Raw genomic sequence first — 11,587 nt, forward strand, 5'->3', positions numbered from 1 at the left:
GTGGCTCGCACCATCGGCTCCCAGGCGTGGCCGGACGGCGGTTCCGGCGGTTCCGGCGCCGCGAGCCCGGCTGATACGCTCACGGACCACGACCGCCTGGCGCACGGCGGCGGCGCGGCACGGTGGGAGCCCCTCGGCATGTCAGTGACGCCGGCCTTGGACCTGCGCGGCATCGATAAGAGCTTCGGGTCCGTCAAGGTCCTGCACGACGTCTCGTTCTCCGCCTACCCCGGTGAGATCACCGCGCTCGTCGGCGACAACGGCGCCGGCAAGTCCACGCTGGTGAACTGCATCGGCGGCATCCACTCCTTCGACCGGGGCGAGTACCGGTTCGAGGGCGAGCCGGTGAAGGTCTCCAGCCCGCGCGCCGCCACCCGGCTCGGCATCGAGATCGTCCACCAGGACCTCGCGCTCTGCGAGAACCTCGACATCGTCGAGAACCTCTTCCTCGGCAGGGAGGAGCGCGCCGGCCTCACGCTGGACGAGGACCAGATGGAGGAGACGGCGCGCTCCGCGCTGTCCTCGCTCGCCGTTCGCACCCTGGGCTCGGTCCGGCGGCGGGTCGCCACGCTCTCCGGCGGGCAGCGGCAGATCGTCGCGATCGCCCGCGCCATCCTGCTGGACGCCAAGGTCGTCGTGCTGGACGAGCCGTCCGCCGCGCTCGGCATCGCGCAGAGCCAGCAGGTCCTGGAGTTCGTCCGGCGGCTCGCCGACAAGGGCCTCGCGGTCGTGCTGATCTCGCACAACATGAACGACGTCTTCGCGATCTCCGACCGGATCGCCGCGCTGTACCTCGGCCGGATGGTCGCCCAGGTCAGGACCGCCGACGTCACGCACCGGCAGGTGGTCGAGCTGATCACCTCGGGCACCGGGGGAGAGCTGGGGCTGCGCCGATGATGAAGGCGGGCCCATCACAAGAGGACATCCGGCGCCACAACCTCGGAACGCTGCTGCGCTTCGTGCACCTGCGCGGCCCCGCGTCGCGGGCGACGCTCGCCGAGTCGCTCGGTCTCAACCGCAGCACGATCATGGCGCTGACGTCCGACCTCACCGCCGCCGGCCTGGTCCGCGAGGAGCTGCCGCGCGGGCCCGGCCGGCGTGCCGGGCGGCCGTCCCTGGTCGTCCGGCCGGAGTCGACCCGCGTGTACGTGCTGGCGTTCGAGGTCGGCGTCGACCGGCTCGTCGTCGCCCGCGTCGGCCTCGGCGGCGTCGTGCTGGACCGCCGCGAGGGCGTGCGCGCCCGCGGCTCCGACCCCGCCGACCTGCTCGGCGTGCTCGTCGCCGGCGCCCGGTCGCTGGTCCGCAAGGCCGAGCGCGACGCCGTCTGCGTCGGCGCCGCGCTGGGGTTCCCCGGCACCGTCCGCCGCTCCGACGACACCATCATGTTCGGCCCGAACCTCGACGTCGGCGACCTGCGGCTCGGGGACGCGCTGTCGCGCCGCATCGGCCTCGGCATCCCCGTCTCCGTCTGCAACGACGCCAACCTCGGCGCCCTCGCCGAGCACGAGCGCGGCTCGGGGGTGAACTGCGACAACCTCATCTACCTGCACGGCGACGTCGGCGTCGGCGGCGGCATCATCGCGCACGGCCGGCTGCTCGGCGGCGACGAGGGCTTCGGCGGCGAGATCGGCCACATGGTCGTCAATCCCGGCGGCCGGCCCTGCGCGTGCGGGTCCAAGGGCTGCCTGGAGGCCGAGGTGGGGGAGCGGGCCCTGCTGCACCACGCCGGGCGCGGCGAGACGCCCGGCCGGGCGGGCCGCGACGCGGTCCGCGACGTCCTCGCGTCCGCGGACGCGGGCGACATCGTGGCGCGGGAGGCGCTGCACCGCGTCGGCACCTGGCTCGGCCTCGGCGTCGCCAACCTCGTCAACGTGTTCAACCCCGGCATGGTCGTGTTCGGCGGCACGCTCCGCGACATCTACCTCGGCGCCGCCGCGCAGATCCGCAGCGTCCTCGCGACCGGCGCCCTCGCCGCGCCGCGCGAGAAGGTCAAGCTCCGCACCGCCGCCCTCGGCGACGACACGACCCTCGTCGGCGCCGCCGAGTTCGCCTTCGCCGAGGTGCTCTCCGACCCGGTCCAGGTCCTGACGAGGCTCCGGGCCCCCGAGGACAGCCCGGTGTGACCGGGCGGGCGGCCGCACGCCGCCTTCGCCTTCGCCTTCGCCCGAGGCGCGGTTCGGCCGGGTTCGCCCGCCGCTAGGGGCGGTTCGGCTTGGCCTGGGGGTTCAGGGGGACGGTGGTGTAGGGGACGACGAACGCGAAGGCCGTCATCCCTTCCATCAGGAGGACGCCGGTGGCGGCGAGACGGGACTTCAGCCGGGCGCCCAGGCGGGCCTGCTCGTGCAGGGCGGCCCAGGCCAGCCAGCCGACGGCGACGACGGCCCAGTAGGACACCAGGCGGTAGAGGCCCACGGCCGCCGCGGCGGGGGAGAGCGTCGCGCCGAACGCGACGAGCGACGCGGCCATGCTGCCCTCGATCGCGCCGAGCCCGCCCGGCAGCAGCGGCAGCAGGCTGCCCGCCGCCTGCGCGGCGAAGTAGGCGAGCGCGACGCCGTTCGGGGAGACGTCGACGCCGACCGCGTTCGCCGCCGACAGCAGCGCGAGGATGTCGAACACCCAGTTCAGCAGCGCGAGCGAGGCGAGCGCCGCCCAGTCGCGGCCGGTCGGGCGCAGCACGTCGCGGATGCCGGCGAGCCGCTCGGCGTACGGGGCGGTCGTGGGGTGGGCGAGCGCGAACCGGTGGGCGCGGCGCAGCGGCGCCGTGATCAGGGCGCGCGGCCGGGGCCGGCGCAGCGCCGGGACGAGCAGGACCGCGAGCACGAGGGGAACGGCCAGGGCGATCAGCGCGGGGCCGCGGGCGTGCGGGTCGGCGAGCAGCGCCAGCAGCCCGACCAGCGAGTAGGCGGTGGTCGTGATGACGCCGCCGGCCAGGATCACCGCGGTGGCGAGCCGCGCCGACGCCCCGCCGCGGCGGAACTGCCGGAACGTGTAGACGACGCTGACGGCGGGCCCCGCCGGCAGCGTCGTGGACAGCGCGTTGCCCGCGTAGGTGATGGCGAACGCGCGGCGCAGCGTCATCCGCAGGCCGCCGACGCGCAGCAGCCGGCGCTGCAGCCGGGCGAACGCGCCCATCGACCCCGCCACGGCCAGCACCACCATGGTGAGCCACCCGGCGTCGGCGTGCGAGGCGGCCGACCAGATGGCGCCGAGGTCGGGGAGTTCGTCGCGGTAGAGCGGGAGGGCGGCGAGGGCCGCCGCGACCAGCCCCCACTGGACGATCAGCCCCGCCCTGCGCCGCCACCACGGGCGGCCCGCGTCGTCGTCGCTCGCGCCGGAGGGCGGGAACGGGGAATCGGCCTCGGCCGGGGGACGGGCCGGTGCCGCGACTGTGTCGTGCATGTCCCGGTCACCTCGCAAGCTAGCCCGCCAAGCGCAACCTACGGCCCGCCTATGACATTCCCCCGGGTGCGGAAACGAACCGCAAAGGGACCCCTGTCACACGCGTCACCGGCCGCCGCGCCCGCGGGCCGGCGGTCAGGGTCTGCGGGTCGGGTTCACCGCGTCGGACTCGGCGGGGGCGTCGGGGTGCGGGCGCTCGTCGTCGCCGTCCCTGGCGGCCTCCTCCTCGTACTGGGTGATGGAGAGCCCGTCCCTGCTCTGCGAGGGCTCCTCGATCACCAGGTCCTCGGGCGGGTCGGTCACGTACTCCTCGGTCAGGCCGATCTCCTCGTCCTGATCGTTGTCGCCCATGTCGTCGATGTCGTCGCGGAAGTCGCGACTCTCACCGGGCCTGCGTGCCCTCATGATTCCTCCCGGTTCGCATCGTTATCTCCTGATCGAACCGGTATCCCCGCCGATCGGGTCCCTACTCGCGGTCGCGGACGGCGACCAGCCCGCCGATGACGCCCACGTACGCGCTGCCGTCAGGGCCGAGGGTGATGGGCGCCCAGTTGTTGTCGAACCACTTGCCCATGCCGGTGAGGACCTTGTAGACGGTCCGGCCCGTGTGGACGTCCACGGCGGTCAGGTACCAGGCGTCGAGGAGGTCCTTGCGGGGCTCCTTGGTGTAGAGGTACAGCAGCCCGGAGGGGACGGAGATCTTCGCCACAGTGGACGGCGACCGCTCCCTGCTCGTCCAGACGGTCTCGCAGCCCTTGCCGTCCGGCTTCACGTCCACGCGGCTCACCCCGCCCACGGACGACCCTCCCGGAGGAAGCTCGAAGAAGTTGCGGTAGCCGTAGTTGTTCTCGACGAACAGGCTGTCGCCATAGCCGATGAGCGAGTTGTCCGTCGCGCTGGCCCCGCTGTCGAACACGGGGATCTGGCAGACGAGCCCACCGTCGTCCCGGCGGCGGACGATCACGTGCATGCGGTCGTCGGCGTTGTCGGTGATGGCCACGTAGTCGTCGCCGAAGAACGTTGGGGTCGTCCCCGAACCCTGGTCGATCTGGCCGGGCTTGCGTCCGGTACCCCTGTCGTAGGGCTGCCGCCACACGACCGCCGGCGTGCCGCTCGCGTCGGCCCGCATCTGGTACAGCGCATGGTCGGAGACGATCGAGACGCCGTTCTCGGCCGCGGCGAACGAGTTCTGGATGCTCTCACCGGCGAGCCGCGTCATGCGGACGGTGCCCGACTCCGGGTCCAGCGTGCCGATGCGCCCGTTCCGCGTGATCCACCAGATCAGGCCGTCCCAGTCCGGGCCGACCGCCGTTATGGGGTCGCACTCGCCCTTCGGCCACGGGTTCGTCCACGTGGCGCAGTCGTGGGGGAGGTACCCGCTGAGGTCCCAGTCGTCGGTGACCGTGAAGCGCCACGTGCCGTCCGGGCCCTTGCCGTGCGCGAAGCGGCGCAGGTGGAACGCCGAGTCCGCCAGCACCGCGCGGTCCTGCGGGTCCAGGTAGTAGTACGCGCCGCCCGAGGTGTCGGTGAGCACCTTGTCGAGGCTCAGCGAGAACACCGCCTGGACGGTCGACGGCCGCGGCGGCAGTTCGAACGTCGCGAGGTCCTTCAGCGTCTTCGGGTCGATCAGCCGCAGCATGAAGTTCTGCCCGCGCGTGCACTGCGCGACGATCAGGCCCGTCCGGCGGGCGAACGTCACCGTCGAGCACAGGCCCGGCAGACCGCCGCCCTTGGCCTCGTCGAGCACCTCCGGATCGCGGCCGAGCGGCCCCGGGAACGGGTAGGCGTCGGAGGCGTAGCTGTCAGCGTGCATGGACGACGTCCCCACCGGCCCCTGGTGCGGATTGGCCGGAACAGGCCGCCCGGCCAGCGGCTCCGGCACCGCCGGGCCGCCGATGTAGGCCGGGACGAAGCCCCTGCCGGGTCCGTCGGGGATCGGATCCGCCGCCGCCGGCGCGGCCGCGCCGGCGAGCGGCACGGCGAGAGCGGCGGTGAGCAGGGCGGCGAGCAGGGGTCTGCGCATCAAGGCTCCTCGACGGGACGTGACGTGGCCCGGTCGCGCCCTCCGGGAGGATCCACAGCGTAAAGGGTGATCGTCTGAATCGGCCCTATGGTTACCATCCGGTCATGGGCGTACAAGCTGTGATCTTCGACTGGGGCGGCACGCTGACCCCCTGGCACGATCTCGAACTGGCCGACATGTGGCGCGCGATCTGCTCCGCCCACCTGCCGCCCGAGGCGGTCGGGGCGGCCGTCGCCGCGCTCTGCGAGGCCGAGGACGAGCTGTGGCGCCGCGGCACCGAGGAGCACCGCAGCGCCACCCTCGCCGAGGCGTTCGCGATGGCCGGCGTCCGGCCCACCGAGGACATGCTGAGGACGCACTTCGAGACGTGGACCCCGCACACCCACACCGACCCGGCCGTCCCCGGCCTCTTCACCGCCCTGCGCGAGCGCGGCATCAAGATCGGCGTCCTGTCCAACACCATCTGGACCCGCGAATGGCACGAGCGGGTCTTCGCCCGCGACGACGTCCTCGACCTGCTCGACGGCGCCGTCTACTCCAGCGAGATCCCCTGGACGAAACCGCACGCCGAGGCGTTCCGCGCCGCCATGGACGCCGTCGGCGCCACCGACCCCGCCTCCTGCGTCTTCGTCGGCGACCGCCCCTACGACGACATCCACGGCGCCAAGTCCGCCGGGCTGCGCGCCGTCCAGATCTGGCACCAGACCACGCACGCCTTCGAGCGGCCCGGCCTCACGCCGCCGGACGCCCTGATCCACGGCCTGGACGAACTGCTCCCGCACGTGGAGCAGTGGCATTCAGCCTGACGGCCGGCGGGCCACGATGACGTCGCGGGAGATGGCCTGGTCCACGCGGTGCCGGAAGCCCCGGTAGGCCTCCGAGTCCTGCACGTCGAGGCCGCTCCCGGCGAGGATCTCGGCGAGCTGCTCGCGGCGGCCGACGAAGGTGTTCCAGGAGATCCCGACCGCGCCGCCCGGCCGCAGCAGCCGCGCCCACTCGGGGACGGCGGCGGCCAGCAGCTCCACGGGGCTGCGCGACAGCTGCGGCTTCCCCTTGCGGGCGGGCTGGCCGCCCTTGGCGGGGGTGCGGGGGCCGTTCCCCGCAAGGCCGTGACGGCTGCCGTGCTGGACCCCGTACGGAGCGTCCGTCACGATCAGGTCGAAGGAGGCGGGGCGGAAGAACTTCCCGGCGCCGGCCGAGTCGGCGTTCACGACCGTGATCTCCATCGTCTCGCCGCTCTTGTACCGCTCCTTGGACGCCCCGAGCGTCACGTGCAGCCGGCGCCCGAGCACCGCCTTCTCCCGCCGGACGTTCGCGATCTCGGCCTGGTGCTTGACCCTGTTGTTCTTCAGCCAGGTCTTGATGAACGCCGCGTAGGCGTCGAAGTCCTTGCCGTCGATGTCGATCCCGGCGGCGTCGAGGCCGTACATCATGGCCTGGTTGAGGGTCGTGCCCCGCCCGCACATGGGGTCGAGGACGCGCGGGCGGCCGGTGACGAGGTCCATGGGCGCGTCGGTGGCCATCGCCGTGACGTTCAGCAGCAGCTTGGTGAAGTACTCGTTCGTCTTGCCCGAGTACTTCTGGATGGTGAGCAGGTCGCTGCCGAACACGTCCAGGCGCTGGAGCACGACCGGACGCAGCAGTTCGCCCTCGATCCGGAACAGCGCGTACAGCGACGACAGGTTCGACAGGAGGCGGATGTCCTGCTCCGTCAGCTCGTCGCCGGTGAACGTCACGTAGGGGACGCCGCCGATCTCCCTCTCCCGGACGTCCCCGACGCGTCCGCCGAGGGCCCGTTCACTGAACACCGTCAGCTCGGCCTTCACCAGGTCCGCGGCGGACTGGGCGTAGACGCGGTTGTGCGAGGGAGAGACGAGAAGGCCGTACGCGGTCATTCGCAGAACCCTAGGGGATGCCGAGAGCAGAGACCGCCGGGACAGGTTCCCGGCGGCCCCCGCACGGCCCTTGGGTGGGCCGTTCCTCCCCGGTCAGGCCGCCCGCGCCGAACCCTCGGAGCGCTCGGGCCGCTCAGATCGTTCCGGCCGCTCGGAGCGTTCCGGACGCTCGGGATGCTCGGCGCGTTCGAGGCGCGCCGCGTCGCGGCCGGGCGCGGCCGGGGCGGCGGGGGGCTCCGGCGCGTCGCCCGCGGCGAGCTCCGCGCGGGCCGGGCCCTCCACGGCCGGCCGGTCCGCGGCGGGATGGTCCGCGGCCGGAAGGTCGGGCAGGTGCCGGGCGGCGGCGGTCAGCAGCTCCCGCACGCGGCTCTGCAGGCTCGCGAGGTCGGCGCGCGCCACGTCCGCCCGCGCCTGCGCCAGGCGCGCCTGGCGCCGCGCGGCGTCGCGCTCTGCCGCGAGCCGGTTCAGCTGTTCGCGGTAGGCGTCCCGCAGCTCGTCGAGGGCGCTGCGCCCGCCCTCCCGCGGAGTCGTGCTCACGTCTGGGCTCCTCCCCCGAGTAGTCCCCTCTACCGGGACCAACGCGATCGGTGCCGCGCATCGTTCCCGCCGTGCGGAAGATCACTCACCCGGTTCGGGGCGCGGCGGCAGGGCCGCGGACGGCAGCCCGGGGAACGCCTCGGGCGGCGCCGCCTCGCCCGCCCTCGCCCGCCACCGCGCCGACCGCGCCATCGCCCGCTGCGCGCTGTCGGCGGCGAACGCCCGCAGGTCGGGGGAGGAGACGCCGGCGACGCCGACGTACGCGGCGGCGACGTCGTCCTCCAGCGCCGCCGCGAGCCGGGCGGCGCCGCGGGCGTCGGCGGGCCGGACGGGAAGCCGGTACGCGGCCGCCGCCGGGACGGGCCGCACCGTCAGGACCGACACCAGTTCGTCGCGCTGGGCGCGGTGGCCGTCCCACATCTCCTTGGCGGTCTCCCGCAGCGTCCCGCGCAGCCGGGCCCCGAGCACCCCGTACCCGTACACGGCGGCGTGCTCGGCGGCCAGCGCCGTCTGCACCGCCCGCGCGCCGGTCGTGGACCGGACGGCCGGCGGCTCGCCCCGGACCGTCCCGGCGTGGCCCGCCTCGCATGCGCCGATGCTCGCGAGCAGCTGCGCCAGCGCGGGCCCGGCCTTCGCGGCGTCGGCCGTCCGCGCCCGGGCCGCGCGGTCCTCCAGATCGCGCAGCCAGGTGAGGGGCGAGCCGCCCGGGACCGCCGGAGCGGGGCTCGGGCCCGGCAGGGCGCCGCCCTCGTCCGCGCGGTCGCCGGAACCGGGCACGTAGTGCCGCTTCAGCACCGCGAGATGCTCGCGGTGGTGCGCCAGGACGGGATCGAGCCGGGCGGCCGGAACCGCACCGGAGCCCCGCGCCGCCTCGTACGCCGCGATCAGCTCCCGCTCGGACGCGATCGCGCCGACGAGCGTGCCCACGTCCTGGCGGGGGGCGGCCTCCGCGGCGCACCCCGAGAGCCAGGGCAGGACCAGCGCGGCCCCGCCGCCGAGCAGCAGCGCGCGGCGCGGCATCGCCTCTGGCAAGGCAGACTCCTCACCCGGTGGTGTGGTGGCGGTGGCTCCGCGGACCTGCTCGCGGCGCGCTCTCCGGTCGCGTCCATCGGGCCAGCTCAAGCATTCCATATCCGCCGCGCCGGTGAGCCGTCCGAAAGACCGCCGCGGTCTCCGGCTGTCGATAGTCTTGAGGTGCCGGCGGACGTACGGTGACATCCGCGGATCGCCGGCGTGACAACAGAGGGAAAACGAGGAGGGCCCATGAGCGTCGAGTCCCGCGGTGGCCGCGCTCAGGGCGGGCGCGACGCCGCGATCGCCGAGCTGACCCGGCTGCTGGCGCCCGCCGTCGGCGCGGCGGGCCTCGACCTGGAGGAGGTCGACGTGCGCCCGGCCGGCCGCCGCCGGCTGGTGAAGATCGTCGTGGACGGGGACGGCGGGGTCGACCTGGACGCCGTCGCCCGGGTGAGCGAGGCCGCCTCGCGGCTGCTCGACGAGTCCGACGTGATGGGGACCTCGCCCTACGTGCTGGAGGTGACCTCGCCCGGCGTCGACCGACCCCTCACCGAGCCGCGGCACTGGCGCCGCGCCGTCGGCCGGCTGGTCGTCGCCCCGCTGGCCGAGGGAGGCCAGATCGAGGGCCGGGTGGTCGCGGCCGACGACGAGGCCGTCGAGATCGACGTCGTCCAGAAGGGCCGGGGCAAGGGAGCCGGGCCGAAGGGCGGCGGATCCGCCGGGGCGAAGGGCGCCGGGGCGAAGACCGCCGGCGCCGGGACGGTGCGGCGCCGGTTCGGGCTGGGCGAGCTCGGGCGCGGCCGGGTGCAGGTGGAGTTCAAACCCCTGGAGCGGACGGCCGACGATAAGCGTTCTCCGGCTGAGCCGGACTAGAGGGGGGAACCTCGTGGACATCGACATGACCGCCCTGCGGGGCCTGGAGAGCGAGAAGGACATCTCGCTCGACGTGGCCGTCAAGGCCATCGAAGACGCCCTGCTGATCGCCTACCACCGGACGGAGGGCGCGGCGCCGAAGGCGCGCGTCGAACTGGACCGGCAGAGCGGGCACGTGACCGTGTGGGCGACCGAGACCGACGAGGAGGGCAACGACCTCCGCGAGTACGACGACACCCCGACCGGGTTCGGCCGCATCGCGGCGACCACGGCCAAGCAGGTGATCCTGCAGCGGCTGCGGGACGCCGAGGACGAGCTGACGTTCGGCGAGTACGCCGGCCGCGAGGGCGACATCGTCAGCGGCATCATCCAGCAGGGCAAGGACCCGCGGAACGTGCTGGTCGACCTCGGCCGGATCGAGGCCGTGCTGCCCCCGCAGGAGCAGGTGCCGGGCGAGCGGTACGAGCACGGCGAGCGGCTGCGCGCCTACGTCGTCCAGGTCCGCAAGGGCCACCGCGGGCCGTCGGTGCAGCTGTCGCGCACGCACCCGAATCTCGTCCGCAAGCTGTTCGCGCTGGAGGTGCCCGAGATCGCCGACGGCACCGTGGAGATCGCCGCGATCGCCCGCGAGGCCGGCCACCGGACGAAGATCGCGGTGCGCTCGCGCAAGCAGGGCGTGAACGCCAAGGGCGCGTGCATCGGCCCGCTCGGCGGCCGGGTCCGCAACGTGATGGCCGAGCTGCACGGCGAGAAGATCGACATCGTCGACTGGTCGGACGATCCGGCGGAGTTCGTCGGGAATGCCCTGTCGCCGGCGCGGGTTACCCATGTCGCGGTGGTGGACGCCGACGCCCGGGTCGCCCGGGTGGTGGTGCCCGACTACCAGCTGTCCCTGGCCATCGGCAAGGAGGGGCAGAACGCGCGGCTGGCGGCCCGGCTGACCGGCTGGCGGATCGACATCCGGTCCGACACCGAGCCCGAGCAGCCCCCCGCGCAGGCCGCCGAATCCGGCGATACAGGATCTTCTACGTCAGGAGAGCATGCGACAGGCCCCGCCGACGCCTCGGCGCGGTAGACTCATGGAACGTGGCCGGGCGGCCCCTGTTCGCACGTGTGTGGGCTGCCGGGTCCGCACGGCCAAGTCCGACCTGCTGCGCCTGGTGGTGGTCGAGGGCGTCATCGTCCCCGACACCCGCGGGCGGCTGCCGGGGCGGGGCGCGCATCTGCATCCCGATCCGGCGTGTCTCGAGCTCGCAGAGCGACGTCGGGCGTTCCCGAGGGCGTTCCGCCTTCCGGGCCCGCTCGACGCCAGTGCGCTGCGGGCGCGAGTTGCGGCGCCCGCCGCGCCGCAGCAGGATGGCCGAATGGTAAGCGACGTCTAGTCGGAAGCAGGTCGAGATTGCTATGAGCGCTCGATGAGCACGCCGCGATGAGTACGGCAAGTTAGCGACGGTCCGGAGGCCGCACCCCCGGACCGAGTAGGGAGTGCAGTGGCCAAGGTCCGGGTGTACGAACTCGCCAAGGAGTTCGGTGTTGAGAGCAAGGTCGTCATGGCCAAGCTCAAGGAGATGGGCGAGTTCGTACGGTCGGCGTCCTCCACGATCGAGGCGCCGGTCGAACGCAGGCTGAAGGAAGCCTTCTCTCATTCTTCGTCCTCCAAGCAGGGGGACAATCGGGGCGCGTCGAAGAGGCCTTCGGGTCCGCGTCCCGCCGCGCCGCGTCCGGGCCCGCCCGGTGGCGGCGCCTTCGACGGGCAGGGTGCGCGCCAGCAGGCCGGCTCGACCGCCGCGCCGCGTCCGCCAACGGCCAAGCCGGGCCCCGGCGGCGCCGGTGCCGGCGGCCGTCC

General features: G+C 73.9%; 13 protein-coding genes. 7 read left to right on the top strand and 6 right to left on the bottom strand.

From position 1 onward, the window contains the following. The first annotated feature begins 138 nt into the window (after positions 1-138). Positions 139-897 carry an ATP-binding cassette domain-containing protein gene (locus ABFX46_RS38340; protein ID WP_346048915.1) on the top strand — a complete coding sequence of 253 codons (759 nt, stop codon included), beginning with the start codon at positions 139-141 and terminating at the stop codon, positions 895-897. Next, entirely contained in the window at positions 897-2,123 is a 1,227-nt protein-coding gene (locus tag ABFX46_RS38345) for an ROK family transcriptional regulator (RefSeq protein ID WP_346048916.1), read from the top strand. Before ABFX46_RS38340 ends, ABFX46_RS38345 begins: the two co-directional genes overlap by 1 nt. A gap of 73 nt (positions 2,124-2,196) precedes the next feature. Here the strand turns inward: ABFX46_RS38345 and ABFX46_RS38350 are convergent, their stop codons facing one another. The 3 genes from ABFX46_RS38350 to ABFX46_RS38360 form a co-directional block, all read right to left on the bottom strand. Then, positions 2,197-3,399 (bottom strand): lysylphosphatidylglycerol synthase transmembrane domain-containing protein, encoded by a 1,203-nt coding sequence (locus ABFX46_RS38350; protein WP_346048905.1) that lies wholly within the window; start codon positions 3,397-3,399, stop codon positions 2,197-2,199. A gap of 135 nt (positions 3,400-3,534) precedes the next feature. Beyond that, positions 3,535-3,804: a hypothetical protein gene (locus ABFX46_RS38355; protein WP_346048906.1), complete on the bottom strand. Its 270-nt coding sequence runs from the start codon at positions 3,802-3,804 to the stop codon at positions 3,535-3,537. A gap of 61 nt (positions 3,805-3,865) precedes the next feature. Continuing rightward, a complete protein-coding gene (locus ABFX46_RS38360; protein ID WP_346048907.1) occupies positions 3,866-5,422 on the bottom strand; it encodes a PQQ-binding-like beta-propeller repeat protein in 1,557 nt (518 codons plus the stop codon). 104 nt (positions 5,423-5,526) lie between these two features. Between ABFX46_RS38360 and ABFX46_RS38365 the strand changes: the two genes are divergently transcribed. Then, complete coding sequence (locus tag ABFX46_RS38365; RefSeq protein WP_346048908.1) at positions 5,527-6,228, top strand: HAD family hydrolase; 702 nt, start codon at positions 5,527-5,529, stop codon at positions 6,226-6,228. Here ABFX46_RS38365 and ABFX46_RS38370 read toward each other — a convergent pair. From ABFX46_RS38370 to ABFX46_RS38380, 3 genes are all read right to left on the bottom strand, one after another. After that, on the bottom strand, positions 6,220-7,317 hold the full coding sequence (locus tag ABFX46_RS38370; RefSeq protein WP_346048909.1) for a TRM11 family SAM-dependent methyltransferase: 1,098 nt from the start codon (positions 7,315-7,317) through the stop codon (positions 6,220-6,222). The genes ABFX46_RS38365 and ABFX46_RS38370 overlap by 9 nt on opposite strands. Positions 7,318-7,410: 93 nt before the next feature. Then, complete coding sequence (locus ABFX46_RS38375) at positions 7,411-7,854, bottom strand: hypothetical protein (protein ID WP_346048910.1); 444 nt, start codon at positions 7,852-7,854, stop codon at positions 7,411-7,413. Positions 7,855-7,935: 81 nt separating this feature from the next. Further along, a complete protein-coding gene (locus tag ABFX46_RS38380; RefSeq protein WP_346048911.1) occupies positions 7,936-8,886 on the bottom strand; it encodes a ferritin-like domain-containing protein in 951 nt (316 codons plus the stop codon). Positions 8,887-9,117: 231 nt separating this feature from the next. On the opposite strand from ABFX46_RS38380, the gene rimP reads away from it, so the two are divergent. From rimP to ABFX46_RS38400, 4 genes are all read left to right on the top strand, one after another. Beyond that, positions 9,118-9,741 (top strand): ribosome maturation factor RimP, encoded by a 624-nt coding sequence (rimP, locus tag ABFX46_RS38385; protein WP_346048912.1) that lies wholly within the window; start codon positions 9,118-9,120, stop codon positions 9,739-9,741. 25 nt (positions 9,742-9,766) lie between these two features. Next, on the top strand, positions 9,767-10,816 hold the full coding sequence (gene nusA, locus ABFX46_RS38390) for a transcription termination factor NusA (RefSeq protein ID WP_346048917.1): 1,050 nt from the start codon (positions 9,767-9,769) through the stop codon (positions 10,814-10,816). A 4-nt stretch (positions 10,817-10,820) separates the two neighbouring features. Further along, a complete protein-coding gene (locus ABFX46_RS38395) occupies positions 10,821-11,123 on the top strand; it encodes a YlxR family protein (protein WP_346048913.1) in 303 nt (100 codons plus the stop codon). A 108-nt stretch (positions 11,124-11,231) separates the two neighbouring features. Then, positions 11,232-11,587 (top strand): translation initiation factor IF-2 N-terminal domain-containing protein (locus ABFX46_RS38400; RefSeq protein ID WP_346048914.1); only part of this gene is annotated, 356 nt, incomplete at its 3' end.

The sequence above is a fragment of the Actinomadura chokoriensis genome, assembly GCF_039529475.1.
Classification (GTDB): Bacteria; Actinomycetota; Actinomycetes; order Streptosporangiales; family Streptosporangiaceae; genus Spirillospora; species Spirillospora bangladeshensis.

Coding starts and splice junctions, on each gene's coding strand:
- ABFX46_RS38355 (WP_346048906.1), bottom strand. CDS start 3,804: ATGAGGGCACGCAGGCCCGGTGAGAGTCGCGACTTCCGCGACGACATC.
- ABFX46_RS38340 (WP_346048915.1), top strand. CDS start 139: ATGTCAGTGACGCCGGCCTTGGACCTGCGCGGCATCGATAAGAGCTTC.
- ABFX46_RS38360 (WP_346048907.1), bottom strand. CDS start 5,422: ATGCGCAGACCCCTGCTCGCCGCCCTGCTCACCGCCGCTCTCGCCGTG.
- ABFX46_RS38350 (WP_346048905.1), bottom strand. CDS start 3,399: ATGCACGACACAGTCGCGGCACCGGCCCGTCCCCCGGCCGAGGCCGAT.
- ABFX46_RS38370 (WP_346048909.1), bottom strand. CDS start 7,317: ATGACCGCGTACGGCCTTCTCGTCTCTCCCTCGCACAACCGCGTCTAC.
- nusA (WP_346048917.1), top strand. CDS start 9,767: ATGACCGCCCTGCGGGGCCTGGAGAGCGAGAAGGACATCTCGCTCGAC.
- ABFX46_RS38365 (WP_346048908.1), top strand. CDS start 5,527: ATGGGCGTACAAGCTGTGATCTTCGACTGGGGCGGCACGCTGACCCCC.
- ABFX46_RS38395 (WP_346048913.1), top strand. CDS start 10,821: ATGGAACGTGGCCGGGCGGCCCCTGTTCGCACGTGTGTGGGCTGCCGG.
- rimP (WP_346048912.1), top strand. CDS start 9,118: ATGAGCGTCGAGTCCCGCGGTGGCCGCGCTCAGGGCGGGCGCGACGCC.
- ABFX46_RS38345 (WP_346048916.1), top strand. CDS start 897: ATGAAGGCGGGCCCATCACAAGAGGACATCCGGCGCCACAACCTCGGA.